The sequence below is a fragment of the Hylemonella sp. P2_B10 genome, from assembly GCF_056404875.1.
Genome location: NZ_JBFUDE010000004.1, coordinates 231,395 through 257,095, shown reverse-complemented (window position 1 = coordinate 257,095; position 25,701 = coordinate 231,395). Strand labels below are relative to the sequence as shown.

Annotated in this window: 24 protein-coding genes and 1 tRNA gene; 6 read left to right on the top strand and 19 right to left on the bottom strand. The window is 66.9% G+C overall.

Translation table 11 applies throughout. From position 1 onward, the window contains the following. Positions 1-106: 106 nt before the first annotated feature. The 3 genes from AC1DX2_RS19010 to AC1DX2_RS19000 all read right to left on the bottom strand — a co-directional run bounded on the left by AC1DX2_RS19010 (position 107) and on the right by AC1DX2_RS19000 (position 3,730). Complete coding sequence (locus AC1DX2_RS19010; protein WP_477197966.1) at positions 107-949, bottom strand: HDOD domain-containing protein; 843 nt, start codon at positions 947-949, stop codon at positions 107-109. A 109-nt stretch (positions 950-1,058) separates the two neighbouring features. Beyond that, positions 1,059-1,463, bottom strand: a complete 405-nt coding sequence (gene cueR / locus AC1DX2_RS19005; protein WP_477197965.1) for a Cu(I)-responsive transcriptional regulator — start codon at positions 1,461-1,463, stop codon at positions 1,059-1,061. Next, positions 1,460-3,730 carry a heavy metal translocating P-type ATPase gene (locus AC1DX2_RS19000; RefSeq protein WP_477197964.1) on the bottom strand — a complete coding sequence of 757 codons (2,271 nt, stop codon included), beginning with the start codon at positions 3,728-3,730 and terminating at the stop codon, positions 1,460-1,462. Before AC1DX2_RS19000 ends, cueR begins: the two co-directional genes overlap by 4 nt. A gap of 178 nt (positions 3,731-3,908) precedes the next feature. Here AC1DX2_RS19000 and AC1DX2_RS18995 point away from each other — a divergent pair, with 178 nt between their 5' ends. Continuing rightward, a complete protein-coding gene (locus AC1DX2_RS18995) occupies positions 3,909-4,109 on the top strand; it encodes a heavy-metal-associated domain-containing protein (protein WP_477197963.1) in 201 nt (66 codons plus the stop codon). A gap of 49 nt (positions 4,110-4,158) precedes the next feature. Here the strand turns inward: AC1DX2_RS18995 and AC1DX2_RS18990 are convergent, their stop codons facing one another. From AC1DX2_RS18990 to AC1DX2_RS18975, 4 genes are read right to left on the bottom strand one after another with little or no spacing between them, the layout of a single operon-like run. After that, positions 4,159-5,025, bottom strand: coding sequence for an ATP-binding cassette domain-containing protein (locus AC1DX2_RS18990; RefSeq protein WP_477197962.1), 867 nt, complete (start codon positions 5,023-5,025; stop codon positions 4,159-4,161). Then, complete coding sequence (locus AC1DX2_RS18985; protein ID WP_477197961.1) at positions 5,022-6,092, bottom strand: ABC transporter ATP-binding protein; 1,071 nt, start codon at positions 6,090-6,092, stop codon at positions 5,022-5,024. The genes AC1DX2_RS18990 and AC1DX2_RS18985 overlap by 4 nt, the downstream gene beginning before the upstream one ends. Positions 6,093-6,127: 35 nt before the next feature. Beyond that, positions 6,128-6,997 (bottom strand): ABC transporter permease, encoded by an 870-nt coding sequence (locus AC1DX2_RS18980; RefSeq protein WP_477197960.1) that lies wholly within the window; start codon positions 6,995-6,997, stop codon positions 6,128-6,130. Further along, positions 6,994-7,947 (bottom strand): ABC transporter permease, encoded by a 954-nt coding sequence (locus AC1DX2_RS18975; protein ID WP_477197959.1) that lies wholly within the window; start codon positions 7,945-7,947, stop codon positions 6,994-6,996. Before AC1DX2_RS18975 ends, AC1DX2_RS18980 begins: the two co-directional genes overlap by 4 nt. A 64-nt stretch (positions 7,948-8,011) precedes the next feature. Between AC1DX2_RS18975 and AC1DX2_RS18970 the strand changes: the two genes are divergently transcribed. Continuing rightward, on the top strand, positions 8,012-8,296 hold the full coding sequence (locus AC1DX2_RS18970; protein WP_477197958.1) for a YfhL family 4Fe-4S dicluster ferredoxin: 285 nt from the start codon (positions 8,012-8,014) through the stop codon (positions 8,294-8,296). Between the two features lie 591 nt (positions 8,297-8,887). Here the strand turns inward: AC1DX2_RS18970 and AC1DX2_RS18965 are convergent. From AC1DX2_RS18965 to AC1DX2_RS18920, 10 genes are all read right to left on the bottom strand, one after another. Next, positions 8,888-11,791 carry a M16 family metallopeptidase gene (locus AC1DX2_RS18965; protein WP_477197957.1) on the bottom strand — a complete coding sequence of 968 codons (2,904 nt, stop codon included), beginning with the start codon at positions 11,789-11,791 and terminating at the stop codon, positions 8,888-8,890. Positions 11,792-11,952: 161 nt separating this feature from the next. After that, positions 11,953-12,681 carry a hypothetical protein gene (locus AC1DX2_RS18960; protein WP_477197956.1) on the bottom strand — a complete coding sequence of 243 codons (729 nt, stop codon included), beginning with the start codon at positions 12,679-12,681 and terminating at the stop codon, positions 11,953-11,955. Positions 12,682-12,683: 2 nt separating this feature from the next. Beyond that, positions 12,684-13,352, bottom strand: coding sequence for an aminoacyl-tRNA hydrolase (gene pth / locus AC1DX2_RS18955; RefSeq protein ID WP_477197955.1), 669 nt, complete (start codon positions 13,350-13,352; stop codon positions 12,684-12,686). A 79-nt stretch (positions 13,353-13,431) separates the two neighbouring features. Next, entirely contained in the window at positions 13,432-14,109 is a 678-nt protein-coding gene (locus AC1DX2_RS18950; RefSeq protein ID WP_477197954.1) for a 50S ribosomal protein L25/general stress protein Ctc, read from the bottom strand. Between the two features lie 118 nt (positions 14,110-14,227). Continuing rightward, positions 14,228-15,205, bottom strand: coding sequence for a ribose-phosphate pyrophosphokinase (locus tag AC1DX2_RS18945; RefSeq protein ID WP_477197953.1), 978 nt, complete (start codon positions 15,203-15,205; stop codon positions 14,228-14,230). A gap of 150 nt (positions 15,206-15,355) precedes the next feature. After that, a tRNA-Gln gene (locus AC1DX2_RS18940) sits at positions 15,356-15,432 on the bottom strand. A 40-nt stretch (positions 15,433-15,472) separates the two neighbouring features. After that, a complete protein-coding gene (gene ispE / locus AC1DX2_RS18935) occupies positions 15,473-16,315 on the bottom strand; it encodes a 4-(cytidine 5'-diphospho)-2-C-methyl-D-erythritol kinase (protein ID WP_477197952.1) in 843 nt (280 codons plus the stop codon). An 11-nt stretch (positions 16,316-16,326) separates the two neighbouring features. Further along, positions 16,327-16,872, bottom strand: coding sequence for a lipoprotein insertase outer membrane protein LolB (locus tag AC1DX2_RS18930; RefSeq protein WP_477197951.1), 546 nt, complete (start codon positions 16,870-16,872; stop codon positions 16,327-16,329). Next, entirely contained in the window at positions 16,872-18,677 is a 1,806-nt protein-coding gene (locus tag AC1DX2_RS18925) for a tetratricopeptide repeat protein (protein WP_477197950.1), read from the bottom strand. The genes AC1DX2_RS18930 and AC1DX2_RS18925 overlap by 1 nt, the downstream gene beginning before the upstream one ends. Before the next feature lie 117 nt (positions 18,678-18,794). Beyond that, the gene (locus AC1DX2_RS18920; RefSeq protein ID WP_477197949.1) at positions 18,795-19,361 is read right to left on the bottom strand and encodes a lipid-binding SYLF domain-containing protein; all 567 of its coding nucleotides are present in this window, start codon (positions 19,359-19,361) and stop codon (positions 18,795-18,797) included. 269 nt (positions 19,362-19,630) lie between these two features. Between AC1DX2_RS18920 and AC1DX2_RS18915 the strand changes: the two genes are divergently transcribed. The 3 genes from AC1DX2_RS18915 (at position 19,631) to AC1DX2_RS18905 (ending at position 22,174) form a co-directional block, all read left to right on the top strand. Next, on the top strand, positions 19,631-20,836 hold the full coding sequence (locus AC1DX2_RS18915) for a dioxygenase family protein (RefSeq protein ID WP_477197948.1): 1,206 nt from the start codon (positions 19,631-19,633) through the stop codon (positions 20,834-20,836). A 160-nt stretch (positions 20,837-20,996) separates the two neighbouring features. Next, positions 20,997-21,623 carry a TetR/AcrR family transcriptional regulator gene (locus tag AC1DX2_RS18910; RefSeq protein ID WP_477197947.1) on the top strand — a complete coding sequence of 209 codons (627 nt, stop codon included), beginning with the start codon at positions 20,997-20,999 and terminating at the stop codon, positions 21,621-21,623. 14 nt (positions 21,624-21,637) lie between these two features. Then, the gene (locus AC1DX2_RS18905) at positions 21,638-22,174 is read left to right on the top strand and encodes a DUF4442 domain-containing protein (protein WP_477197946.1); all 537 of its coding nucleotides are present in this window, start codon (positions 21,638-21,640) and stop codon (positions 22,172-22,174) included. A gap of 30 nt (positions 22,175-22,204) precedes the next feature. Here AC1DX2_RS18905 and AC1DX2_RS18900 read toward each other — a convergent pair whose 3' ends face one another. Together AC1DX2_RS18900 and AC1DX2_RS18895 are read right to left on the bottom strand one after the other, a co-directional pair. Beyond that, positions 22,205-22,684, bottom strand: a complete 480-nt coding sequence (locus AC1DX2_RS18900; RefSeq protein WP_477197945.1) for a GNAT family N-acetyltransferase — start codon at positions 22,682-22,684, stop codon at positions 22,205-22,207. Then, a complete protein-coding gene (locus AC1DX2_RS18895; RefSeq protein ID WP_477197944.1) occupies positions 22,669-24,552 on the bottom strand; it encodes a methyl-accepting chemotaxis protein in 1,884 nt (627 codons plus the stop codon). The genes AC1DX2_RS18900 and AC1DX2_RS18895 overlap by 16 nt, the downstream gene beginning before the upstream one ends. Positions 24,553-24,794: 242 nt before the next feature. Here AC1DX2_RS18895 and mutM point away from each other — a divergent pair, with 242 nt between their 5' ends. Further along, the gene (gene mutM / locus AC1DX2_RS18890) at positions 24,795-25,619 is read left to right on the top strand and encodes a bifunctional DNA-formamidopyrimidine glycosylase/DNA-(apurinic or apyrimidinic site) lyase (RefSeq protein WP_477197943.1); all 825 of its coding nucleotides are present in this window, start codon (positions 24,795-24,797) and stop codon (positions 25,617-25,619) included. Positions 25,620-25,701 lie beyond the last annotated feature (82 nt).

The window sequence follows — 25,701 nt, the reverse complement described above, 5'->3', positions numbered from 1 at the left end:
GAGTCGTGCGCTGCCCATGATACGCAAGCGCGGAGGTCCCCGCTGTGGCCGGCGCAACGCGCCCCAGCGGCGTCGGCAGACTGCCAACCCAGAGAGAGTGGTGGCTCTAGTGTCGAATCGCCGCCAGCATGCTGGCCGCACGTGAAGCCGACCGGTTCAGCATCGGCATGGCAGCCAGGATTTCTTCGTAGGTGTCGCCCAGCGACGGCGCCAATTGCTGCGGCAGCGGGTCTGGCAGCTCGTCGGCACCGGTGTCCATGTCGAACAGCTTGGGCAACTGGTTGGCCAGGAACAGGCAGCGGCCCAGGCCCTCTGCCGGCGGCGCCTCATGGTGGGCAGCGATGGACTCGGCCAGCGGCGTGGGGAAGTTCCACATCCGCGCCAGAGAGGCGCCCAGCGCCGCGTGGTCGGTGCCAAAGAGTCGTTTCTCGGCTTCCAGCAGCGGTGTCTGCGCCTGCAGCGCATGCGCCGTCGCCTCGGCGAACTCCTTGGGGAACGTCCAGGCCAGCAGGACCTTGCCGAAATCATGCAGCAGCCCGGCGGTGTAGGCCTCGGGCGTACCGGTGTCGTTGAAGTGCTTGGCCAGCTCTTCGGCCACGGCGGCGGTGGTCAGTGAATGCAGCAGGAAGCGGTCGACGTCGAAGCTGTCGGCCAGCTTGGGCGGCAGCGCGCCGACGGCGGCAAAGGTCAGCACCATGTTGCGGATGCTGTTGGGCCCCAGCACCAGCATGGCGTGGTCCAGCGAGCCGATCTCGCGCGCCATGCCGAAATAGGCCGAGTTGACCACCCGCAGGATGCGGAAGGTGACCACCGGGTCCTTGGACAGCACGGCCACCATGTCCTTGCTCTCCGTGGCGCCGTGGCGCGGTATGGCCGCCAGCCGGTGGAAAGTCTCCGGAAAGTGCGGCATGCGGTCCAGCGAGGAGGCGAGGGCGGCGCTGATGTCCATGGGTGGTGACGGCAGGTTGGTGGAGAGAGCTGCCCTCATTATGCAAAAAATGCGCCTGGGACATTCCAGACCGGTGGCTGCGCGCCGTTTCGGCCACCTTTGCGCCGCCCTAGGCCGGCTGTGCCAGCGCGTCGATGATGGGGCAATCCGGCCGCTCGTCGCCATGGCAGCAATGCACCAGATGGGCCAAGGTGGCGCGCATGGTTTGCAGGTCTTTGAGCTTCTGGTCCAGCTCGGCGATGTGGGCCTGGGCCAGCGCCTTCACCTGGCGGCTGGGGCGCCTGCGGTTTTGCCACAGGCCCAGCAGTTCGCGTATCTGTTCCAAGGAAAAGCCCAGGTCGCGCGCGTGGCGTATGAAGCGCAGCGTGTGCAATTCCGCCGCGCCATACTGGCGGTAGCCGGCTTCGGTTCGCGGTGCTTCAGGGAACAGGCCCAGGCTCTCGTAGTGGCGGATCATCTTGGCCGACACGCCGCTGCCCTGGGCCGCCTGGCCGATGTTCATGGGAGTGCTCATGTGGGGTCTCCAGTGTTGTGCGCAGTGGGCGCTGCGGTGTCTTGCCGGGCCTGCCAGCGCCGCAGCAGCAGTGCATTGGTCACCACGCTGACGCTGCTCAGCGCCATGGCGGCGCCGGCCACCACCGGGCTGAGCAGGCCCAAGGCGGCCAACGGGATGCCCAGCACGTTGTAGGCAAAGGCCCAGAACAGGCCTTGCTTGATCTTGCGGTAGGTGCGGCGCGAGATGTCCAGTGCGTCAGCCACCAGGCGGGGGTCACCGCGCATCAACGTGATGCCGGCGGTTTCTGTGGCCACGTCGGCGCCGCTGGCCATCGCCATGCCCACCGAGGCGGCGGCCAGCGCGGGGCCGTCGTTCAGGCCGTCGCCGACAAAGGCCACCACCTGGCCTTGAGCACGCAGTGCCTGCACGTGGGCGGCCTTGTCCGCCGGCAGCACCTCGGCATGCACTTCCTGTATGCCCAGCGCCTGTGCCACCGCGTGGGCACTGCCGGGGTTGTCACCGGTCAGCATCACTGTGCGCAGGCCCTGGGCATGCAGGCGTGCCACGGCGGCGGCGGCCTCGGGCTTGATGCGGTCGCCGAAGGCCAGCAGCCCCAGCAGTTGGGCACTTCCGGGTTCACCGTCGCCACCCAGCCGCATCAGCCACGACAGGCTGTTGCCCTGCTCCTGCAACTGCCGCGCCTGTGCCTGCAAGGCGCCAACGGCGGCCAGACCCGCTTCGTTCAGCAGCCGGCTGCTGCCCAGCGCCAGACGTTGACCGCGCACCAGGGCCTGCACGCCGCGTCCGGGCAGGGCCTGGGCGTCGCGTGCCGGTGGCAAGGTCAGCCGCTGGGCACGCACCGCATCCATCACCGCCACGGCCAGCGGGTGCGAGCTGCCGGCTTGCAGGGCGGCGGCCAGTTGCAGCACTTCGTCACGGTCGTGTCCCTCGGTCGGCAGCACAGCGGTGAGCTGCGGTTTGCCCTGGGTCAGCGTGCCGGTCTTGTCAAAGGCCACCAGCGTGACGGCGTGGGCCACTTCCAGCGCCTCGGCGTCCTTGATCAGGATGCCGTGGCGCGCGGCCACGCCGGTGCCGGCCATGATGGCGGTGGGGGTGGCCAGCCCCAGCGCACAGGGGCAGGCGATGACCAGCACCGCCACAGCGTTGATCAGCGCGCCCTCCGCTTGCCCGTTGTAGAGCAGCCAGCCGGCGAACGTCAGTGCCGCCAGGCCCAGTACCACCGGCACAAACACCTCGCTGACCTGATCCACCATGCGCTGCACCGGTGCCTTGGCCGCCTGGGCTGACTCGACCAGTCGGATGATGCGCGCCAGCGTGGTCTCGGCGCCTATGGCCGAAGTGCGCACGGTGAGCAGGCCCTCGGCGTTGATGGCGCCGCCGGTGACGCGCTGGCCCGGCTCCTTGGCCACCGGCAGGCTTTCGCCGGTGATCAGCGATTCGTCCACATGGCTGCGGCCTTCCACCACCTCGCCGTCCACCGCCACGCGGTCACCCGGGCGCACACGCACCAGGTCGCCCAGCACCACCTGGTCTATGGGCAGTTCCACTTCACGGTCGCCGCGCAGCACGCGCGCGGTGCCGGGGCGCAGCGCGTTGAGCGCGCGTATGGCATCGGTGGTCTGGCGCTTGGCGCGTGCCTCCAGCCATTTGCCCAACAGCACCAGCGTGATGACGGCGCTGGAGGCCTCGAAATACAGATGCGCCATGCCACCGCCAGATCCGGCATGCCCGCTGTGACCCAGCCACTGGTACACCGACAACCCATAGGCCGCCGAGGTGCCCAGCGCCACCAGCAAATCCATGTTGCCGGCCCGCGCGCGCAGCGCCTTCCAGCCGGCGCGGTAGAAGCGCGCGCCCAGCGCAAACTGCACCGGCGTGGCCAGCAGCCATTGCAGCCAGGCTGGCAACATCCAGTCCTGTCCCAGTGGTGCGGCCAGCATGGGCAGCATCAGCGGCAGGGTCAGCACGGCGCCCAGTGCGGCTGGCAGCCAGCCAGGCAGCGCGGGGGCAGTGGGCTCGGTGTGTGGCCTGGTTTCGTCCACCACCTGGGCGCTGTAGCCGGCCTTCTCCACCGCGGCTTGCAAGGCTGCAGGCGCTACGCCGGCGGCCAGCTGCACGCTGGCCTTTTCGGTTGCCAGGTTGACCGAGGCGGCGCTGACGCCAGGCACTTTCAACAATGCCTTCTCTACCCGCGTCACGCAAGAGGCGCAGGTCATGCCGCTGACTTGCAGCGTCAGGCTGGGGGCGGTGGTGGTGGTGCTCATGATGGCGGGTGCTTCAGTGGGTGGGTGTGGGCATCATCAAGCTTCCCATGATGGTAATGTCAACGGGGTGCGGATAATCTCCCCATGAAAGAGAGGGTATGGGACGCAGGGGCTTGACCTTGCCACTGTGGCAGGGTTCACACTGACCGCCATTGACCCACATCAAGGAGCAGAAGACATGGTTGCGTTTGAAGTTCAGGACATGAGTTGCGGCCACTGCGTCAGCACCATCACCAAGGCGCTGAAGGAGGCAGACCCCGGCGCCCAGGTGCAGATCGACCTGGCGCGCCACCGCGTGGAGGTGACATCGACGCAGTGCGATGCGCTGCACCTGCGCGAGGTGATTGCCGAGGCGGGTTACACCCCCCAGCCGGCCTGAGCGCTCGCCAGGCCTGCCGGGTGTCGGTTGGGCAGGTGGGTGCCGGCCGTCAGAGCCGCGGCATGGCCGCCACCAGCGCCTGGGTGTACGGGTGCTGCGGACGCTTCAGCAACGCATCGGGCGCGCCCTGCTCGACGATGCGGCCCTGGTGCAACACGGCCACTTCGGTGCACAGGTGGCGCACCACGGCCAGGTCGTGGCTGATCAGCAGGTAGGTGACGCCGTAGCGCTTTTGCAGGTGCTGCATCAGGTTCAGCACCTGGGCCTGCACCGACACATCCAGCGCGCTGACCGGCTCGTCGGCCACGATCAGCTTGGGCCGGCTGATCAGCGCCCGCGCCAGCCCGATGCGCTGTCGCTGGCCACCGGAGAACTCATGCGGGTACTTGTGCATGTCGGTGTCGCGCAGACCCACTGCCTCCACCACCTGGCGCACCTGCTGGCGCAGCGCAACCCGGCTCAGCGGCGTGTGTGCGGCCAGCGCGTCGCCCACGCTGCGCTCCACGGTCTGGCGCGGGTCCAGCGCGCTGTAGGGGTCCTGGAACACCATCTGCACGTTCTTGCGCGCCTGGCGCAGCTCGCTGCGGCCCATTGCATGCAGGTCCTGGCCCAGCAGCTGCACGCTGCCGGTGGTCGGTTTGTCCAGCGCCAGCACCAGCCGCGCCAGCGTGGACTTGCCCGAACCCGAGGCGCCCACCAGCCCCAGGCTGTGGCCGCGCCGTATCGTCAGGTTGACATCCTGCAGGGCCGCCAACGGCGGCGTGGTGCGCCACAGGCTGCGCCGGGGCTGCAGGTAGTGGTGGCTCAAGCCGCTGATGCGCAGCAGTTCGCTGCGCTCGCGCGCTTGCGGTTGCGTGCTGGGGCCACCGCTGCTGTCGGCGAAGTCGGGGCCGTCGCTGTCCCTGAAGTCGCTCATGCCGTTGCCCTTGTTGACTGTGCCTGTTGCAGGGCCTGCTGACGCGCCAGCAGCAGGCAATGCGCATGGTGCGTGCCGGCCAGCGTGACCGCAGGCGGCAGCGTGTCGCCACACTGTGGCAGCGCCACCGGGCAGCGGCCAGCGAAGCGGCAGCCGGCAGGCAGCGCCCCCAACTCGGGCACCTGGCCGGCAATGGCGGTGAGCGGTGCGCCGGGCGCACCGTCCAGGCGCGGGCGGGCGGCCAGCAGGCCCAGCGTGTAGGGGTGGGAGGACTGGGCCAGCAGCGTGGCGCTGTCGCCGCTCTCCACCGCGGTGCCGCCATACATCACCAGCATGCGCCGGGTGTGGTGCGCCACCACGCCCAGATCGTGCGAGATCAACAACAGCGCCATGTCGGCCTCGCGCGCCAGGCTCTCCAGCAGCGTGAGGATCTGCTGCTGCACCAAGGTGTCCAGCGCACTGGTGGGCTCGTCGGCCAGCAGCAGCTCGGGGCCGCAGGCCAAGGCCATGGCAATCAGGATGCGCTGGCGCTGGCCACCGGAGAAACGGTGCGGCGCGTCGTGGAAGCGTTTGCCCGCCTGCTCTATGCCCACGCGCGCCAGCAGCTCGGTGGCCTGGCTTGCGGCCTGGCGGCGGCCCAAACGCTGGTGCAGGCGCAGCGGCTCGGCCACCTGCTCGCCCACCGCCTGCACCGGGTTGAGCGCCGTCAGCGGCTCCTGGAACACCATGGCCAGGCGGTTGCCGCGCAGCGCGCACAGCTCGGCCTCGCCCATCTGCAGCAAGTCGCGGCCCTGCCAGCGCACACTGCCCCAGACGCGCGCACCCGGCGGCAGCAGGCCCATGATGGCCAGCGCGGTCATGGTCTTGCCGCTGCCGGATTCGCCCACCAGGCCCAGGGATTCGCCGCGTGCCAGCGTGAAGCTGACGTCGCGCAGTGCCAGTGCCGGGCCGTGGCGGGTGGCCAGTTCCACATGCAGGCCACGCACATCCAGCAGGGGCGCGGGCGCAGGCGTGCCCAGCGGCAGCAGCGGGCTGGGGGCGGTGGAGGGGAAATGCGGCGCGTTCATGGCGTGTGCGTCAGCGTGGGGTTCAGCGCAAGTATTCAGCGGGTGGTGCTCTGCCGCGGGTCCAGCAGGTCGCGCAGGCCATCGCCCAGCAGGTTCAGCCCCAGCACCGCCACTGCGATGGCAACACCGGGGTAGATGGCCAGCAGCGGGGCCTGGAACAGCAGCGTCTGCGCGTCGTTCAGCATGCGGCCCCAGGAGGCCTCGGGCGGCTGCGTGCCCAGGCCCAGGTAGGCCAGCGCCGCCTCGGCCAGGATGGCCAGAGCGAACTGCACCGTGCCCTGCACCACCAGCACCGGTGCGATGTTGGGCAGCACATGCGACCAGGTGATGCGCCACGGCCCGTAACCGTTGGCGCGTGCGGCCAGCACGTAGTCGCGCGTCCAGATGCCCTGGGCGCTGGCACGCGCCACGCGGGCAAACACCGGGATGTTGTAGATGCCTATGGCCAGCATGGCATTGGCCATGCCAGGGCCATCGACGGTGGTGATCATGATGGCGGTGAGGATGGCCGGAAAGGCCTGGCCAAAATCGGCCGCGCGCATGATGAGCTGGTCCAGCCAACCCTTGTGCGCGGCAGCCAGCAGGCCCAGCGCCGTGCCGGCGCTCAGGCCCAGGCCCACCGCCACCAGCCCGACGGCGATGGCGCTTTGCGCGCCCAGCAGCAACAATGTCAGCACATCGCGGCCCAGCGCGTCGGTGCCCAGCCAGTGCTCCAGGCTGGGCTGCAGCAGCTTGTGGTCCAGGTCCACTTCAAAGGGCGGCCAGGGCGTCCACAGTGCCGACAGGCCGGCGCAGGCCAGCACCAGCAGCGTCAGCAGGCCGCCGGCGACCAGGCTGCGGTGGCGGCGGCCCGCTGGGGCGGGGGCGGTGACGACGGTAGCGGTGGAAGTGGCCGGTGAACTCATGCGGTCAGGCGTTCGCGCAGGCGCGGGTCAATGGCGGCGCACAGCAGGTCCACCGCAAAGCTGACCAGCACCACCAGTGCCACCAGCAGCATCACGCAGTTGCGCACCACGATGAGGTCGCGGTTGGCGATGGACTGGAAGATCAGCCGGCCCAGGCCCGGCAGGTAGAACACGGTTTCCACCACGATGGTGCCGGCCAGCAGGTTGGCAAACTGCATGCCCATCACCGTGACGATGGGCACCAGCGCGTTGCGCAGCACATGGCGCCACAGCGCGGCGCGGCGCGTCAGCCCCTTGGCGCGGGCGGTGCGCACGAAGTCTTCCTGCGCCACATCCAGCACCGCCGAGCGGGTGATGCGCGCCAGCACGGCCGCCTGCACCAACGCCAGGGCGAGGGCCGGCAGCACCAGCGCCTTCAGCGCCGCTCCGGTGCCGGCCTCCCAGCCGGGAAAGCCGCCGGCGGCAAACCAGCGCAGTTGCACGGAGAACAGCAGGATCAGCAGGATGGCGAACCAGAAGCTGGGCACGGCCATGCCCACCTGCGACACGGCCATCACCCCCCAGTCGCCAGCGCGGCCATGGCGGCTGGCGGCAAACACGCCAGCCACCAGCGCCAGCACGCTGGCCAGCGCCATGGCCAGCAGCGCCAGCGGCACGGTCAGCGCCAGCCGCTGGCCCACCATGTCGGCCACCGGGGTGCCGTAGACATAGCTGTTGCCCAGTTGCCCGTGCAGCATGCCGGTGAGCCAGTCCGCGTAGCGTTGCGCCACCGGCTGGTCCAGCCCCAGCTTGTGGCCCAGCACGCGCACCGCCTCGGGCGTGGCCTCGGGCCCCAGCAGCATCTGGGCCGCGTTGCCGGGCAGCACCTCCAGCACGCCAAACACCACGGCGGAGGCCGCCAGCAGTGTGGCCAGCAGCAGCGCGGCGCGTTTCAGCAGAAAAAGACGCATGCGGCAATGGTATTAGATGAACGTCTTGGCCCGCTAGCCTTGGGCGGAGGATAATCGAGCGACCATGGCCCTGATGATTACCGACGAATGCATCAACTGCGATGTGTGTGAGCCCGAGTGCCCGAACCAGGCGATCTACCTCGGGCCGGAAATCTACCAGATCGACCCTGACAAATGCACCGAGTGCGTAGGCCATTTCAACGAGCCGCAGTGCGTGCAGGTGTGCCCCGTGGCCTGCATCCCGGTGGACCCGCGGCGGGTGGAAGGCCAGGAAACCCTGTGGCAGAAATACCACCGTTTGCAGGGGGTGGGGGTCAGCAGCCCTATGCCTCTGTCTCCTAAGTCGTAGGTTTTCTGGCACTCGTCCTGCCGAAATTCCGTTCCAGCTTGGTCTTTGCTCCGGTGGAGAGCGCTGGGTATGCGGTGCGGTTCTGTCGACCCTACGATGAAGGTCGCTTCGCGACTTCCTTGCGGTGCTCGCGTCATGCGGGAAGCACGCAAACTCGCTTCGCTCAAACATGCGTGCTTCTTTTTCCGCATGCCGCTGCGCTCCTCAGCTTCATCCAAGGGATCGCCAGCCCCGCACCGCACACCCAGCGCTGTTGGCTGGCGTGATGTCTCACGCGAACTGAATTGCGGTGGCCGCGCCCAGGAGAGCCCAGGGGTTGTGGGTACGCGGGGAGCGGGCTGCTGACCCTTTTGGGGGAGGAGAATGTTGCGCGCGGACATTGCAGCGTTGAGCGACTGGCTTGCCGGTGAGAGAGGTGTCGCTCGACTGTTTCCTCGTTGACCAAGGAAGCAGCGTGCCAGCCTGAAAATTGGCAAAGGGCCCCATGTGCAACCTGGGAAGGCCAATTTTCAGGCTGGTGCGCTGCGGAGCCACGCCAAAAGAAAAAGCGCCACGATGGCGCTTTTTGTGAGAGGCGTGAAGAAGCGCGAATCAGTTCCCCGCCGCCTTCTCCGCTACCACCTTGTCGTTCTTCTCGGGGTACAGCACCACCTGCACGAAGTTGTCGTCGCGCAGGTATTTGCGGGCGGTGTCCTTCAGTTCGGCGGCGGTGACGGCGGCCACGCGCTGCTCGTAGGTCAGCAGCTCGGCGGGGTCGGTGCCGTTGGTGATGGCGTTGGTGAACTGGCCCATCCAGTAGCCGTTTTCGCGCAGCACGCGGCGGTGGTTGATCAGCCAGTTTTCCTTCACCTTGTCCAGGTCGGCCTGATCGGCGCCCTTGTCCTTGATCTTCTGGAACTCGGCGAAGGTGGCAGCCACCACCTTGTCCACGTTCTCCGGTGCGCAGGGGAAGCTGGCGCTGATGTTGTAGTACTCGTAAGGCAGGCGGTTCAGTGCGCCGCCCATGCGGCCGCTGTAGATCAGCGTCTGCTTCTCGCGCAACTCGTCCACCAGGCGGATGTTGAGCACCTCGATCAGCGCAGCCACGCGCATGCTCTCTTCGCGCGACCACGTGGCCGGGCCGCTGAAGGTCAGCGAGACCTGGCTCTTGGCCTCCTTGCCGGCATACACCGCCTGCTTCACCACGCCGGTGACCGGGCGAATGCCCAGGTCCTTGTAGGTGGTGGGCAGGTCGCCGGTGGGCAGGCTGGCGATGTAGGTGGCGATCAGTGGCTTGATCTTGTCCACCTCGAAGGCACCGACGAACACGAAGGTGAAGCCCTTGGCACTGCCAAAGCGCTGCTGGTGCAGGGCCAGCACGCGGTCCAGTTGCACCTTGTCGAAGTCCGATGGGCGCGGCATCAGCGCCAGGCGCGGGTGGTTGGCGTACACCGTGGTCTGCACCTTGTCGGCAAACACCGCCTCGGGGCGTTCCAGCATGTTCTTCACCGTGTCGCGTACCCGGCTGACGAAGGACTGGTACAGGTCGGCATCGCGCCGCGCCGGGCCGAAGTTCAGGTACAGGCGCTGCAGCATGGTTTCGATGTCTTCGTGGCCAGAGCTGCCGTTGGCGCCATCGGTGTAGGTGCCGCTGCCGACGCTGGCGCTGGCGGTCTTGCCGGCCAGGATCTTGCTGACATCGGTGGGCGAGTACTGTCCCAGGCCCATGGCGGTGACGATGCCATTGGCATAGCGGGCGTTGAACATGTCGTCGGCGCCGGCCAGCGACTGGCCGCCGTGGCGGGTGGCGCTCATCAGCACCTGGTCGGCCTTGAAGTCGGTGGGCTTGAGCCAGACCTGGAGGCCGTTGGACAGCGTCAGTTGCGTCACGCCCAGCGCGGGCAATTGCTTCTCGGCCACGATGCTGCCGGCCTTGGGCGGCAAGGGCATCAGACTGGTGGGCAGTTTCTTTTCCTCGTGCGCGGCCACCGTCTTCTCGCGCGCGGCCAGCACGCTGGCCAGCAACTGCGGCTCGGCGGGGGTCAGCGTGGCGTCCTTGCTGCTGCCCATGTAGACCGCCAGCAGCGCGGCCTTGTCGGGAATCACGGCGCGGGCATGGTTGTTGACATCGGCCAGCGTGATGGTGGGCAGCAGCGTGCGCTGGTAGCGCACCTCGTTGTCGATGCCGGGCAGCGACTCCTGCACCAGGAAGTTGCGTATGTACTCGGCAGCGAACTGGCTGGATTCGCTCTTGTCGCGCTCCTCGAAGGCGCGCTCCATGGCGCGCAGCTGGTCCTTCTTGGCGCGCTCCAGTTCATCCTGCGTGAAGCCGTACAGGCGGGCGCGGTTGGCCTCTTGCAGCAGCGCGTCCACCGCCGTGTTGATGCCGGCCTGGCCCAGCACGGCGAAGCTGGAGAACATGAAGTGGTCGCGCAGCATGCGGCCCATGCTGGAGCCGCCGGCGACGAAGGGCGGGTTGGCCTTTTGCGTCAGCTCCTGGTTGCGCACCGACAGCATGGCGTTGAACAGGTTTTCCACCATCTGCTGGCGGTAGTCGCCCACTGTGGTTTCGGGTTTGCGCACGCTGAAGGGCGCGATGATCTGCACGATGTTGTTGGTGGCTTCCTTGTCGGTCACCACCAGCGACTCGGAGGTGGCGCGCGCCGGCATGCGTTCGTAGGGGCGTGGCCGCTCGTTGGCCGGGTTGGTCAGGCCGGCGAAGTGTTTTTCGATCAACTGTCTGGCAGCGGCAGGTTCGATGTCGCCCACCACCACCACGGCCATCAGGTCGGGGCGGTACCAGTCCTTGTAAAAGCGCTTCACCGCCTCGGGCTTGAAGTTTTTCAGGCTTTCCTCGGTGCCTATGGGCAGCCGCTGGGCATAGCGCGAACCGGCAAACAGCTTGGGGTAGTACTGCTTGTTCATGCGGTCCTGCGCGCCCTTGCCCAGGCGCAGCTCTTCCATCACGATGTTGCGCTCGGCGTTGATGGCGTCGTCGTCCAGCAGCACGCCCTGGGCCCAGTCCTGCAGGATGGTGAAGGCCTTGTCCACGTTGCCCGGCTTTGCGGTGGGCACCGGCAGGATGTACACCGTCTCGTCGAAGCTGGTGTAGGCGTTCAGGTCGGCGCCAAACTGCACACCGATGGACTGCAGGTAAGAGATCAGCTCGTGCTTCTTGAAATGCGTGGAGCCGTTGAAAGCCATGTGCTCCATCAGGTGGGCCAGGCCCAGTTGGTCTTCATCTTCCAGGATGGAGCCGGCCTTGACCACCAGGCGCAGCTCCAGCTTCTTCTCGGGGCGGCTGTTCTTCTTGATGTAGTAGGTCAGGCCGTTGGCCAGCTTGCCCATCTGCACCTGCGGGCCAATCGGCAGCGGGTCGGTGAGCGCGGGGGCGGCCGCGCCGGGCTGTGGCTGTTGCGCGGTGGCGCCCAGCGCCACCAGCGCCAGCAGGCCGGCGCCCAGCACATGCCACAACGGGCGGCGCTCTGAGATGGAGAAGGTGTGGATTGGCTTCAAGTGGACTCCCGGGAAGACAGTCGTGCGGTCGGTTGCCGGCGCCTTTGCGGCGCGTGTGCGGACCATTCTAAGGTGCTGTTTGCGGGCCAGAGTTCCCGCCCCGGCGGGCTTTACCAAAAGCCGTCGCCGCTTGACCAGGGGCTGTTTGCGTGGGAGCGCCGTCAGCCGCGCGGCGCTGTCAGGCTGGCGATGCGCCTGGCCAGCGCCGCGAACAGCAGCGCGGCCGCCAGCAGCAGCCCCAGCACTGCCGCCGGCGCGCCCCAGGCCACGCTGTCCAGGCTGCCCAAGGTGCCTTGCGCCAGCAGCCGGTTCAGCAGGCCCTGTACCAGTGCGCCCTCCACCAGCATGGGCAGCACCAGCGCCAACACGAAAAACCCCCAGTTGCGCCCGGTGGCGCGCAGCGTTTTGAACGCCAGCCACAGCGGCCAGGCCATGATGGCGGCGATCAGCAGCACCGTCAGCAGCCGTGCAGCCAGCGGGTTGTCCAGCCAGGCGCGGGCCATACCCAGCTCATCGCCGCCGCCCATCACGGCGGTGAACAGCCGCGCGAAGGGCAGTGCGGCGAACACCAGCGCCAGCCCCCAGGCCAGGCGGGTTGGCGAGCGCTCAGGCCCGCCTGCGCGGGGCAACAGCAGCAGCGCGGCCAGCCACAGCGTCAGGTAGTTGGTGGCTGGGCCGGCCAGCGCCACCAGCGGGTCGGTGGCAGCGGTCTTCATGCAGCTGTCGGCGATGGGGTGCACATTGTTGAAATCGCGCGTGCCCCAGTCGCCGCACAGCGCGCGCGCCACGCCCATGTGGCCGAACTCGTGCAGCTCGTGCAGCAGGTAGCGCAGCGCGGCGAAGGCGGCCAGGAAGCTGGCGGACAGGCGCAACTGCGTGCCGGCTTGCATGTTCAGCCGCCCTGTACCGGTTTTTCGCCGACGGGTGGTGTTGGGACTGCGGCCGCACCCTCCACAGGCGCCACCGGCCTGGGCGGCTTCGGCCGGGGCGGCTTGCTGGTATGGATTTGCTGCATGGCCTTGGTCATGTCGCCGGCCAGCAGCTCGGGCAGGGCCTTGATGCTGCGGTCCACCGCCTGCTCGATGGCGATGCGGTGGTCTTGCGACGGCTTTTTCAGCACCCAATTGACCACTTCGTTCTTGTCGCCGGGGTGGCCTACGCCTATGCGCAGGCGCCAGTAGTCGTCGGTGCCCAGCTGGGCGTGGATGTCGCGCAGGCCGTTGTGGCCGGCGTGGCTGCCGCCCAGCTTCAGCTTGGCCTCGCCGGGGGGGATGTCCAGCTCGTCATGCGCCACCAGCATTTCCTGCGGCGTGATCTTGAAGAAGCGCGCCAGCGCCGCCACCGATTTGCCCGACAGGTTCATGTAGGTCTGCGGCGCCAGCAGCCACACGGTCTGGCCGTTGACACTGGTGCGCGCGGCCAGGCCGTGGTAGGCCTTGTCCATGCTCAGGTTCACCTTGAGCGCGCGCGCGGCCGCCTCCAGCCACCACAGGCCGGCGTTGTGGCGGGTGGCTTCGTATTCGGGGCCTGGGTTGTTCAGGCCCACCAGCAGTTTGATCATGATGGCGGTGATTATCAGGGAGCCCACAAAAGAAAACGGCCCCGAAGGGCCGTTTGCAGCGTAAGCAGGTAAGACCTGATTACTTCTTGGCAGCCGGCTTGGCGGCGGCCGGAGCGGCAGCGGCCTTGGCCGGTGCCTTGCCAGCAGCGGCGGCCGGGGCAGCAGCAGCGGCTTCGGCCGGGGCTTCGGGGGCTTCTTCAACCGGGGCCACCACGGACACCAGCACCGGGTTCACCTTGCCGCGGGTAACAGCGGTGATGCCCTTGGGCAGCTTGATGTCGTTCAGGTGCAGCGAGGCGCCCTTCTTCAGGCCGCTCAGGTCGATGTTGATGAACTCGGGCAGGTCGGCCGGCAGGCAGGAGATTTCCAGCTCGGTCACGACGTGGTTCACCAGGCAGTGCTCCAGCTTGACGGCTTGCGATTCTTCTTCGCCGTGGAAGTGGAACGGCACCTTCATGTGCAGCTTGGTGTTGGCGTCCACGCGCTGGAAGTCGATGTGCAGGATCAGCTGCTTGTAGGGGTGCATCTGCAGGTCACGCAGCAGCACCTTGGCGGGCTTGCCGTCCACTTCCATGTCCAGGATGGACGAGTGGAAAGCTTCCTTCTTGATGGCGTGCCACAGGGCATTGTGGTCCAGCTCGATCAGCAGCGGCTCGCCGGAGCCACCATAGACGATGCCGGGCGTGCGGCCAGTAATGCGGAGACGGCGGCTCGCACCCGTACCCTGCTTTGCGCGCGGAAAAGCGACGAATTTCATAACTACTCCAATCAAGAGTCCACCGCGACCAGTGTGACTCCGGTTTTAAAAAGGCCCGCTTGCGACACATGTCGCTGTGCGGGCCGGCTTTTTGCCCAGACCGGGCGGCCGTGTTCTTTTAGAACAGACCGTCCTGGTCCGAGAACAAACTCATCACCGATTCGCCCTTGGCAATGCGCTGTATCGTCTCGGCGAACAGCGGCGCCACGGACAGCTGGCGAATCTTCTTGCACTCACCCGCAAGCGGGCTCAGCGGGATGGTGTTGGTCACCACCACCTCGTCGAGCGCGCCGCCCTTGGCGATGCGCTCTATGGCCGGCCCCGAGAAGATGGAGTGCGTGCAATACGCATACACATTCTTGGCACCACGCTCCTTCAACACCTCGGCGGCCTTCACCAGCGTGCCGGCGGTGTCGATCATGTCGTCCATGATGACGCAGTTGCGGCCGTCGATTTCGCCGATCACGTGCATCACCTCGCTGACGTTGGCGCGCGGGCGGCGCTTGTCGATGATGGCCAGGTCGCAATTGAGCTGCTTGGCCAGCGCGCGTGCCCGCACCACACCGCCCACGTCGGGCGAGACGACGATCAGGTCGTCGTAATTCTTCTGCCGCACATCGCCCAGCAACACCGGCGAGGCGTAAATATTGTCCACCGGGATATCAAAGAATCCCTGGATCTGGTCGGCGTGCAGGTCCATTGTCAGCACGCTGGCCACGCCCACCGCCTGCAGCATGTTGGCCACCACCTTGGCGGTGATGGGCACGCGGGCAGAGCGCGGGCGGCGGTCCTGGCGGGCATAGCCGAAGTAGGGGATCACTGCGCAAATGCGCTCGGCGGAGGCGCGCTTGAGCGCGTCCACCATGATCAGCAACTCCATCAAATTTTCGTTGGTGGGCGCGCAGGTGCTTTGCACCACAAACACATCGCGCCCGCGCACGTTCTGGTTGATCTCGACGGTGACTTCACCGTCGGAGAACCGGCCCACCGTCGCCGCGCCCAGCCGTATGCCCAGGTGCTTGGCGATTTCGTCAGCCATGCCCGGATTGGCATTGCCGGTAAAGACCATGAACTCGGAGGTGGAGGCTGCCTGCATGACTGCTGTCCCAGCGATAAATTGAGCTTTGAATTTAACTGAGACCGGGTGCAAAACACGCGTGTCGTGGCGTCCACTGTGGCGCCGCGATGACGTTTTGCCTGCACCAAACCGCAACAAAACAGGAAAATGCCCATCCCAACAGGGATTTGGCAGGGGAAGAAGGATTCGAACCTTCGCATGCCGGAATCAAAATCCGGTGCCTTAACCAGCTTGGCGACTCCCCTACACGGGTTGGCAGCTTACGCTGCCAACCGAAAATTTGCCTTATCCGTTGGCCCAACCCACCAGGGGATGCGCCGCCAGATTGCCGCAGGTCTTGACGCCAAAGCCGCCAGGGGCATCAAGCAGATCCACATTATCCTGCAACATTTGCGCAAACACCGCGCTTCCAGAGCCTGTCATGCGGCCTTTCAGGCCTTTGGACGCCAGCCATTCCAGGCCCTGCGTCACCCCAGGGCACAGCCGCTGGGCAACAGGTTGCAAGTCGTTCCCTCCGAAACCGAAGGGGTCTGCAGCAAAGCCTGCGAGTATAGCAGTTTTTGTGTCCCTTTTCAAAGCCGGGTCGCGGAAGATCAGCGAGGTGTCCAGCCCTGCCTGCGGCTTGAGCACCACGAAACGGGCCGCTGGCACCTCCACCGGGGTGATGTGCTCGCCAATGCCCTCCACCCAGGCGTTGTGGCCGTGCAGGAAGAAGGGCACGTCGGCGCCCAGCTGCAGTCCAATGGCCGCCAGTTGGGGCCGTGACAGGTTCAAACGCCACAGCCGGTTCAGTGCCAGCAGCGTGCTGGCGGCATCCGAGGAGCCGCCGCCCATGCCGGCCTGGGCCGGCAGGCGCTTGTCGATGGCGATGTGTGCACCCAGTGCGCAGCTGCTGGCGGCCTGCAGCGCGCGGGCGGCGCGCAGCACCAGGTCGTCAGCCGGCAGCGGGGCGCCCAGGTCTTCGCGGCTGAGCTGGCCGTCGGTGCGCACCTCGAAGTGCAGGGTGTCGTGCCAATCCACCAGCATGAAGACCGATTGCAGCAGGTGGTAGCCGTCGGCGCGCCGGCCGGTGATGTGCAGGAACAGGTTCAGCTTGGCCGGGGCCGGCACGTCGTACAAGGCTTGCATGACGCAAGAGCTTACTTCTCTATCACCAGCTTCAGATCGGCCGGCGGGCCGCCCGCCAGCCGCCGGGCGCTCAAGCGCCCTTGCTCCAGCTGCGACAGGTCCGCCTCCCAGCCGCCGCCAACGCTGATGGCATTGGCCGGGTCCACCTTGCCGCGCTTGAGCCACATGAACAGCTGCGCCACCGGAAAAGCGGTGCCCGTGGCTTCGCGTGCCAGTTGGTCCAGCGAATCGAAATGCTGGTCGCGGCCATTGCTTTGCAGCAGCACCTCGCCGGGTTTCCAGTTCAGCACCGCCACGGTGGTGCCCAGCGGGGTGAACAGGCTCAGCTCACCGGCCTCGGCGGTGCCGCTCAACTCGAAGCTGGCGTTCAGCGCCTGCGGCGGAGTGCCCTCCACCTTCAGCGCTACCCGGCCGCGCCAGTAGTTGCTGTCCGGCGGCACCGGTTTGCGCGGCGTGGCGCAGCCGGCCAGCACCAGCGCGCCGGCCAGCAGCACGGACAGGCAGGCGCGACGGCGCGTGGCGGCGGGCTTGGTGATGAGGAAGGGGGTCGCCGTCATCAGGGCTTGACCCGCAGGCGCTTGAGCGTGTCGCGCAGGGTTTCATTGTCGGCGTTCATGTTTTTCCCTTCGCGCCAGATGGCCTGGGCCTGGTCGCGCTTGCCCATGCTCCACAGCACTTCGCCCAGGTGGGCGGCGATTTCGGTGTCGGGTTTCACGCTGTAGGCCTTGCGCAATATTTCCTCGGCCTGCCGGGCGTTGCCGCTGCGGAACTCGACCCAGCCCAGGCTGTCCCGTATGAAGGGATCGTCCGGCGCGTATTCCAGTGCCTTTTCTATCAGCTGCTTGGCCTCGGGCAAGCGCACATTGCGCTCGGCCAGCGAGTAGCCCAGCGCGTTGTAGGCGTGGTGGTAGTCGGGCTTGATGGTCATGATCTGGCGCAGCAGCCGCTCCATCTCCTGCGGGCGGCTGAGCTTGTCGGCCAGCATGGCCTGGTCGTACAGCAGGTCCACGTCCTTGGGCTCGGTGCCATTGGCGCGGCCCAGCACGTCGTAGGCGGTCTTGAACTGCTTGGCATCGCGCAGCATCTGCACGTCCGCCAGCAGCTTCAGGCGTTGGGCGGGGGCATCGGCTGCGGGCTGTGCATGCAACAGCTCCCGTGCGTCTTTCAGCTTGCCCTGGCGCGCCAGCAGCGAGGCACGCCGGATCTGCGCGCTCAGCTGTTCCTCGGGGCTGGTGACGCGGCTCAGCCAGTCGTTGGCCAGGCGGTAGTCCTTGCGCTTCTCGGCGATTTGCGCCAGGTACAGGTAGGCCTGGGTCAGCCCGCGGGTGGCAGCGGCGGCGTGCGCCTCTTCGCCTTCACTGTCAGGCTTGGCAGCGGGCTTGCCGCCATCGTCCTTGGCCTCGGCGGTGGCCAGCGCCACATAGCGCTGCAGCGCCTCCTGGGCGCCTTCCAGGCGGTTGTCCTGCAACTCCAGCGTGCCCAGGATCAGCCAGGCCTGGGCAAAGTTGGGCCGCAGCGTCACCACCTGGCGCAACTGGCTGGCGGCCTCGGTGTAGCGCTGGGCGTCCAGCAGCAGCCGGGCATAGTCCAGGCGGATTTCGGGCAGCGGCTGCGGGCCTTGCAGATAGGTCTGCACCACAGCTTCAGCCTGCGGTTGCTTGGCCTGCATCAGCGTCAGCGCCAGCAGCGCCGGGCCCTCCGCATGAGCGTCCAGCGCCTGGGCGGCGCGGGCGGCCTGCAGCGCGCCGTCGGTGTCGCTGTTGCCGGTGCGCATGCGGCCTATCACCACCCAGGCCGGCACGCCGGTGTCGGCCTTGTCCAGGTAGGGCTTGAGCACCTGCTCCACCAGCGCGGCGGCGGTCTTGCGGTCGCCGGCACGGGCAAAGTAACGAGGGATGGTCAGTATCGCCAGTGGCCGCTCTTCCGCCGAGACCAACGCCAGCTCGCGTGTCAGCGGTCCGGTGGCCTCGGTCAGGCGGTTCAGGCCTATCAGCACCTGCAGCAGGTAGCTGTTGGCGTCGCGTGAATCGGGGTGGGCTTGCACCCAGGCCATGGCAGCGCGCAGCGCGCCCTGGCCATCGCGTGTGGCGCGGGCAATCTCCACCGCGCGCCGGTACAGCGCCGGGTCGTCGCTCTTGCGGGCGGCGTCCAGCAGCAATTCATAGCCGGCGCGCACGTCGCCATCGGCCAGGCTGATCTCGCCCACCAGCAACTCATACAGCAGTTCGGCCGTCAGGGCCGACTGCGGCCGCCCTTCCTCGACCAGGGCGTCGGCCAGTGTCTTGGGCTGCTCGGCCCAGGCCGTGCCAAAGCCCAGCAACAGGGCTGCAGCCAGCGCGGTGAAACGGGAAATCGGGAACATCAACCCATAATAATCCAAGCACGTGAACGCAGCTTGGAGAGAGCCCTTTAAACAGCGTGGGCAACAGCCTGTGCGTTACAGGCTGCTGCCCCAGCTGTCAGGGCCCGCTCAGCCGGTTCACTTCTTGTTGATGCGGGTGACCTTGGTGCCTTCGATGCTCAGGCTGGCCATCAGGCCCTGCTGATCCAGCACGAAGGCATAGGCGTCGTCCTTCAGCGTCACGGTCGACAGGTTCTTGGCCACGCCCTCGTTGACCAGCGTCACGTGCGGGCCAACGCCGAACTCCCAGCCCTTCATCTTGCTCAGGTAGCTGGTGGCCTTGTTGTTCATCAGGAACACCACGTAGCCGTAAGACTCGGCGCCGGCCTGCCAACCCCAGGAGGCGGAGACGGAGTTGTAGAAGCCGTCGAAATTGCCGTCCTTCAGCAGCACACCTTCACCATAACTGCCGCCGAACACCAGGCCGGCCTTGATGATCTTGGGGAAGATCAGGATGGCCTTGGCCGACTTGCCCAGGCGCTCGGCACCCGGGTGCGTCTTGTACAGCGTGGCCAGGGTCTGGTTGGCGTCGGTGCGCAGGTCATCGGCGCCAGCGGCCATCGCGGCGCCCATGGGCGCGGCCAGCGCGCAGACGGTGGCGGCGGCGAGCGAGACTTTCAACAGATTGCGTCGGGTGGAAAACATGTGGACTCCGTTTCGGTAGTGTTTTGCTCTTGAAGCTTCTTGTGGCGGCGCCGGCGAGAGCGAAAAACGCGGATGGCGCAGCCGTGAACCGGTTTGTACACCCACTGTAGGACAGTGCTCTGTACGCAAACACACATTGTTGCGCCCCGGCATCTGGGAATTGCAACAAACTGTTCCAGGCTTTACCAATTTCCTCCCAAGTCAAACCTTAAGCTGCGGCCATTCACCCCCGTAGTCACCGCCCATCGTTGGAACCTGGAGAGCAACCCATGCAAGCCGTCGCACACAACAGCCATAGCCCTGATGACCACACCGCCGAAGACCACCTGCATGGCCTGGCCCATGACCTGCAGGCACTGGCCGAGCAGCAGCAGCGTGCGGCCAAGCGGCGCGGCCGGCGCAAGCTGCTGGGCTGGCTGGCAAGCAGCGTAGGGGTGGCAGCGCTGACGCCGGCCGCCCATGCCGCCAGTGTTTGCGCCATCGTTCCGTCCGAGACCGGTGGCCCCTACCCGGGCGACGGCTCCAACACGGTCAACGGCAGCGTGGTCAACGCGTTGCTGTTGTCTGGCATTGTGCGCAGCGACATACGCACCAGCATTGCCAGCGCCAGTGGCACGGCAAGCGGCGTGCCGTTGACCATCACGCTGACGCTGGTGAACGCCGACTGCGTGCCGCTGGCCGGCTACGCGGTGTACCTGTGGCACTGCACGCAGGATGGCAACTACTCGTTGTACTCCAGCGGCGTCACCGGTCAGAACTATTTGCGCGGTGTGCAGCAGACCGATGCCAATGGGCAGGTGACGTTCACCACCATCTTCCCCGGCTGTTACTCGGGGCGCGTGCCGCACGTGCACTTCGAGGTCTACCCCAGCCTGGCCAAGGCCACCAGCTCGGCCAACATCGTGCGCACCTCGCAGTTCACCTTCCCCATGGACACGCTGAACACGGTCTACACCGCCAGCGGCTACAGCGCCAGCGTGACCAATCTGAAGCAGATCAGTTACGCCACCGACAACGTATTCAGCGACGGCTACTCGCTGCAAATGGCCACCACCAGCGGCAGCAACAGTGCCGGCTACACCGCCAACCTCCAGGTGGCCGTGAACGCACAGGTCACCAGCACCGCCTTTGCCGCCAGCATGACGGCCAGCGGCGCCAACACCAGCCTGACGCTGACCGGCAAGCTCACCGTGGCCAGTGCAGATGTGGGCACAAACGGGTCCGTCTTCGTGGCGCTGCTGGCCGGCAGCACGCTGTACTTCCACAACGGCAGCACCTGGCTGGCGGCGAATAGCGCCAATGGCTTCCCAGCCTATTACACCGGCACGCTGGCGGCCACGCACAGCATGGCGGTGCTGAGCGCCACCAACATCAGCAGCATCTGCGGCCTGCCCATCTTCATAGGCTATGGCGCCAGCGCGGCCGATATGGTCAGCAAGGGGCAGTACAAGCTGGTGTACACGCTGTGCCAGTAAGAGGCTGCTGAGTCGGGGACGCCACCTGTCTCCAGGCTGACCGGCCATCGCTAACCCGGTTGGCGTTTCCTCCTTGATCAACAGTTGCGCCACGCGCGCCGACCACGCATCTGGTGCGTCGATCTTGACTAGAATGAAATTCTAGAATATTATTCCATTCATGCCCCTGGACATCGCCCCGCCACCCGCAACCCCGGACCGCAAATCCGCCATCCTGGCCGCAGCGCTGCGCGTGTTCACCGACAAGGGCATAGAGGCCGCCACCATTGACGACATCCGCTTGCGCGCCAAGGCGTCGGTGGGCAGCATCTACCACCACTTCGGCACCAAGGAGGGCATTGCCGCCGCCTTGTACAGCGATGCGCTGGACGACTACTGGGCGCGGCTGCTGGCCGGGGCGGGCGGAGCCGCCACGCCGCGCGCGGCCATTCACGCACTGGTGGCCACGCACATCAGCTGGATCGTCACCAAGCCGGACATGGCGCGCTTTCTATTCGCGCGCATGCAGGTGCTGAAGCCCGAGCATGAGCAGGCAGTCCGCAAGCGCACGGCCGGGCATTTCAAGGCCCTGCTGGCGTTGGTCAAGCCCTGGCTGGAAGACGGCCAGTTACGTCGCCTGCCGGCCGAGTTGTATGGCCCGCTGCTGATGGGCCCGGCGCAGGACCTGGCGCGGCAGTGGCTGGATGGCCGGCTGCGTGGCGACCCGTACCCCTTTGTGCCCGCGCTCAGCGATGCGGCCTGGCGCTGCCTGGCAGCCGACGGCGCTGCGGGCGATTCGACAACATGAACCGAAAGAACACGATGCCCAACGATGACATGGCCCACCACGCTGCGCCCGCAACGCAAATGCAACGGCAAGCACAAGCCCCCAGCGTGCTGGCGCGCTGGCGTTCACTGAGCCGTCTGCCGTTCGGCCGCTGGCTGTTCAGCAAGCTGATGGGTACCGTGGTGCCCTATGCGGCCAGCATAGACGCGCGCGTGCAGCAGCTCGATGTGGGCCTGGCCCGCGTCACCCTGCGCGACCGCCGCGCGGTGCGCAACCATCTGAAGTCCATCCACGCCGTGGCGCTGACCAACCTGGCGGAGTTGTCGGCCAACCTGGCGCTGATGTCGCGCGAGCTGCCCGGTGGCGGCAGCCGCTGGATCGTCACCGGCATGGAAACCGCTTACCTGAAAAAGGCGCGCGGCCCCATCACGGCCGAGACCGTGTTGCCGCCTGTGGACTGGTCGATGCCGCGCGAGCTGACCGGCCGCGTGACGCTGCGCGACGCCAGCAACGAGGTGGTGATGACGGCCAGCCAGCGCTGGAAGACCGGGCCGGGCCGTCTGCCGGCCTGAGCGGCGCTGCGCCTGTGCCGTGCCCAAGTTTCAGCTGCCGGGCGCCCTGACGTAGTAGTTGTCCCATTCGGCGGTGTCCACCAGGCGAAAACCGTTGCGCTGGTAGAAGGCGTTGGAGCGGCTCTGCGTCAACGCGGCCACGCGCACCGGCAGGCCTGCGCCGTCAGCCACGGCGAACAATGCGCGCAGCACGTCGGCGCCTATGCCATGGCCTTGCGCCTGCGGCAGCAGATACAGGTGGTTCAGGTGGATGTGGTCGGCCAGCTTGCGCACCACCGTGAAGCCCACGCGCTCGCCTTGCCACAGCAGAGACCACGTGCAGGCAGGATCAAAGTTGTCCAGAAAACGCCTGCGCGCGCGCTGCGGGTCAAAGTGACCCACGGCCTCCAGGCTTTCTCGCATGGCTGCCACGCGGATGTCGGCCAGCGCCTCGCCATCGGCCAGCGACACGCTGGCCAGGCTGAGGTGGGGCAGCGTGACGCGCAGCTGGCTGGCTAAAAGCTGGTCCATTCGCCGTCATCGCCACCCGCGGCGGCCACTGCCGGCGCCACCGGTGCGCGGGGCGCTGCGGCCGGGCTGGCGACCGGTTTGGCTGCAGCCGCGGGCTTGACGGCGGCCAGTTTCAGCTTCGGCGCGCCGGGCTTGCTGGCGGCCGCGCCCAGCTTGGGTGGTGTTGCCTTGGCCGTGCTGGTGCTGTGCGCCATGGCGCGGGGTGCTGCGGGTGCGGGCTTGGGGGCCGGCGGGGCCGGTGTGTGGGCAGGCGCTGCCATGCCCATGGGGCTGGCGCCCGGGCCTTGCTCTTGCAACTGGAAAATGGCCACCACCTGCACCAGGTCCTGCGCCTGGGTTCTGAGGCTGCCGGCGGCGGCGGCCATCTGCTCCACCAGCGCAGCATTTTGCTGCGTGGTCTGGTCCATCTTGGTCACCGCCTCACCCACTTGCGCCACGCCTTGGGCTTGCTCGGTGCTGGCAGCACTGATCTCGCCCATGATGTCGGTCACCCGCCGGATCGAGGCCACCACCTCGCCCATGGTGGTGCCGGCCTGATCCACCAGCGCGCTGCCCTGTTCCACCCGCTCTACGCTGGTGTTGATCAGGTTCTTGATTTCCTTGGCGGCTTCAGCGCTGCGCCCGGCCAGGGAGCGCACCTCGCTGGCCACCACGGCAAAGCCCCGGCCCTGTTCACCGGCCCGGGCGGCTTCCACGGCCGCGTTCAGCGCCAGGATGTTGGTCTGGAAGGCGATGCCGTCGATGACGCTGATGATGTCGGAGATCTTGCGGCTGGCCTCGTTGATGCCCTTCATGGTCTCCACCACCTGGCCCACCACCTCGCCGCCCTGCACGGCGACGCTAGAGGCGCTCATGGCCAGCTGGTTGGCCTGGCGGGCGCTGTCGGCGTTTTGCTTCACTGTCGCGCTCAGCTCTTCCATGCTGGAGGCGGTCTGCTCCAGCGCGCTGGCCTGTTGCTCGGTGCGGTTCGACAAATCCTGGTTGCCCATGGCCACCTCGCTGCTGGCCACCTGAATGCTTTCGGCCGAGCGGCGCACCTGCACCACCGTGTTGCGGAAGGAATTCATCACGTTGGCCAGCGAGGCCAGCAGGCTGCCTTTGTCCGACGCCTTGATGTTCACGGACAGGTTGCCGCTGGCCACCTGGTTCATCGCGCGTATGGCCTCGTCCGGGTCGCCACCCAGTTGCTTGATGACGTTGCGCGCGATCAACGAGCCGGCGACTGCGATGATGACCAGCACCACCAGTACGATGGCCAGCGCGCTGAACATGGCGCTGCGCGCCTGAGCCTCGGCGTCGTCGGTGTACAGGCCCGAGCCGACTATCCATTCCCAGCCGGGCACGCGCTTCAGGTAGGCCAGTTTGGGGTACACCTTGGCGTCGGGTGAGGTATCGCCCGGACGGGCCACGAAAGACTCGACGAACGTGGTGCCGTTCTTGCCGTCGCGTACGCCGTCAATGTAGGTCTTGACGGTGTCCACGCCGGTTTGCTTGTTGATGGTGCCCAGCAGTGTCTTGGGCTCCGACCAGGTCTTCAGGAACGGATGCATGACACCGAAGCCATCGGTGGTGAGTATGTAGAAGTAATTGGCCTTGCCGTCCTCGCCGCCGTAGCGGGAATGGAAGACAGCCTCCTTGGCAGCTTTCTTGGCGTCTTCCACGCTCATCTTGCCGGCCGCCGCCGCCGCCTGGAAACCGGTGACGATGTTGTACTGCGTCTGCACGGCAGAAATCAGCTCCGCCCGCCGACCATCCATGATCTCTTTGCGTATCTGCATCACCGCATAGGCGGCCAACACCACCAGGCCGATGATGGCCACGGTGATGAGCAGACGGATTTTGGCTTGGAAGCTGAGGCGCTGTTCCATGGTGCGAGTCTCCTGTGGACGGGAAATTTTTTCTATGCCGCAACGATCGTCAAAGTCAGGCGAAAGCCATGCTTTTGATATTGAATCCAATATGGGCCCGGGTCAAGTGGACTTTGTGGCCGGTTTGCCCTGGGTCAACACGGGTGTGCATTAGTATGCAGTGGCGGCGGCTGGTCATACCGAGGTCGTGACGGGTGAGGGCTGCTCTCTTCTTGTTTTTTACCTTACTAGTCAGCTCAGCCATGCCCGAACTGCCAGAAGTCGAAGTCACCCGCCTGAGCGTGGTGGACCTGATTAGCGGCGCCACTGTGCGCGCCGTGCGCCTGGGCCAGCCGCTGCGCTGGCCGCTGGGCTGCGCGCCGCAGGCGCTGGTGGGTGCCACAGTGGCCGGTGTGCGCCGGCGCGGCAAATACCTGCTGTTTGACCTCGACCGCGGCCTGTTGCTGCTGCACCTGGGCATGTCAGGTAGCCTGGCTTTTCATCCCGGCAGCAGCGTGGCGCCAGCAGGCAAGCACGACCACTTTGACATGCTGACCAGCCGCGGCCTGCTGCGGCTGAACGACCCGCGCCGCTTTGGCGCCGTGGTGTTTGCACCTGGTGGCGAGGCGGACCCCATCGCGGCCAAGCTGCTGGGTGGCCTGGGCATGGAGCCGCTGACGGAGCTGTTCGACGCCGCCGCCTTCCACGCTGGCCTGCGCGCGCGCCGCGCGCCCATCAAGCAGGTGCTGCTGGCCGGCGACGTGGTGGTGGGTGTGGGCAATATCTACGCCTCCGAGGCGCTGTTCCTGGCCGGGCTGCGGCCCACCCTCAGGGCCAGCACCATCAGCCGGCCGCGTGCGGCCAGGCTGCACGCGGCCATACGCGACGTGCTGGGCCGGGCGGTGCAAAAGGGCGGCAGCACGCTGCGCGACTTCTCCAACGCCCAGGGCGAAAGCGGCTATTTCCAGCTCGAAGCCATGGTGTATGGCCGCGAGGGTCAGCCGTGCAGGGTCTGCGCCAGCCCCATCAAGGCGCTGCGCCAGGGCCAACGCTCCACTTTTTACTGCCCCAACTGCCAGAAATACTGAGTCCCGGTGACCCCAGGCGCCGGGACGAGCGGTGCTGGCCGGGCGGACAAGTGGTTACACCGGGCAGGGGGTGCGGTGATAT

What these genes read in the sequence shown, in the direction of transcription:
- ispE (WP_477197952.1), bottom strand. Translation starts at nt 16,315, where the DNA reads ATGCAAGCCTTGTACGACGTGCCGGCCCCGGCCAAGCTGAACCTGTTC.
- AC1DX2_RS18995 (WP_477197963.1), top strand. Translation starts at nt 3,909, where the DNA reads ATGGTTGCGTTTGAAGTTCAGGACATGAGTTGCGGCCACTGCGTCAGC.
- AC1DX2_RS18945 (WP_477197953.1), bottom strand. Translation starts at nt 15,205, where the DNA reads ATGCAGGCAGCCTCCACCTCCGAGTTCATGGTCTTTACCGGCAATGCC.
- AC1DX2_RS18920 (WP_477197949.1), bottom strand. Translation starts at nt 19,361, where the DNA reads ATGTTTTCCACCCGACGCAATCTGTTGAAAGTCTCGCTCGCCGCCGCC.
- AC1DX2_RS18905 (WP_477197946.1), top strand. Translation starts at nt 21,638, where the DNA reads ATGCCCAACGATGACATGGCCCACCACGCTGCGCCCGCAACGCAAATG.
- AC1DX2_RS18970 (WP_477197958.1), top strand. Translation starts at nt 8,012, where the DNA reads ATGGCCCTGATGATTACCGACGAATGCATCAACTGCGATGTGTGTGAG.
- mutM (WP_477197943.1), top strand. Translation starts at nt 24,795, where the DNA reads ATGCCCGAACTGCCAGAAGTCGAAGTCACCCGCCTGAGCGTGGTGGAC.
- AC1DX2_RS18960 (WP_477197956.1), bottom strand. Translation starts at nt 12,681, where the DNA reads ATGCAAGCCGGCACGCAGTTGCGCCTGTCCGCCAGCTTCCTGGCCGCC.
- AC1DX2_RS18900 (WP_477197945.1), bottom strand. Translation starts at nt 22,684, where the DNA reads ATGGACCAGCTTTTAGCCAGCCAGCTGCGCGTCACGCTGCCCCACCTC.
- AC1DX2_RS18910 (WP_477197947.1), top strand. Translation starts at nt 20,997, where the DNA reads ATGCCCCTGGACATCGCCCCGCCACCCGCAACCCCGGACCGCAAATCC.
- AC1DX2_RS18985 (WP_477197961.1), bottom strand. Translation starts at nt 6,092, where the DNA reads ATGAACGCGCCGCATTTCCCCTCCACCGCCCCCAGCCCGCTGCTGCCG.
- AC1DX2_RS18980 (WP_477197960.1), bottom strand. Translation starts at nt 6,997, where the DNA reads ATGAGTTCACCGGCCACTTCCACCGCTACCGTCGTCACCGCCCCCGCC.
- cueR (WP_477197965.1), bottom strand. Translation starts at nt 1,463, where the DNA reads ATGAGCACTCCCATGAACATCGGCCAGGCGGCCCAGGGCAGCGGCGTG.
- AC1DX2_RS18930 (WP_477197951.1), bottom strand. Translation starts at nt 16,872, where the DNA reads ATGACGGCGACCCCCTTCCTCATCACCAAGCCCGCCGCCACGCGCCGT.
- AC1DX2_RS18950 (WP_477197954.1), bottom strand. Translation starts at nt 14,109, where the DNA reads ATGAAATTCGTCGCTTTTCCGCGCGCAAAGCAGGGTACGGGTGCGAGC.
- AC1DX2_RS19000 (WP_477197964.1), bottom strand. Translation starts at nt 3,730, where the DNA reads ATGAGCACCACCACCACCGCCCCCAGCCTGACGCTGCAAGTCAGCGGC.
- AC1DX2_RS18915 (WP_477197948.1), top strand. Translation starts at nt 19,631, where the DNA reads ATGCAAGCCGTCGCACACAACAGCCATAGCCCTGATGACCACACCGCC.
- AC1DX2_RS19010 (WP_477197966.1), bottom strand. Translation starts at nt 949, where the DNA reads ATGGACATCAGCGCCGCCCTCGCCTCCTCGCTGGACCGCATGCCGCAC.
- AC1DX2_RS18925 (WP_477197950.1), bottom strand. Translation starts at nt 18,677, where the DNA reads ATGTTCCCGATTTCCCGTTTCACCGCGCTGGCTGCAGCCCTGTTGCTG.
- AC1DX2_RS18895 (WP_477197944.1), bottom strand. Translation starts at nt 24,552, where the DNA reads ATGGAACAGCGCCTCAGCTTCCAAGCCAAAATCCGTCTGCTCATCACC.
- pth (WP_477197955.1), bottom strand. Translation starts at nt 13,352, where the DNA reads ATGATCAAACTGCTGGTGGGCCTGAACAACCCAGGCCCCGAATACGAA.
- AC1DX2_RS18990 (WP_477197962.1), bottom strand. Translation starts at nt 5,025, where the DNA reads ATGAGCGACTTCAGGGACAGCGACGGCCCCGACTTCGCCGACAGCAGC.
- AC1DX2_RS18975 (WP_477197959.1), bottom strand. Translation starts at nt 7,947, where the DNA reads ATGCGTCTTTTTCTGCTGAAACGCGCCGCGCTGCTGCTGGCCACACTG.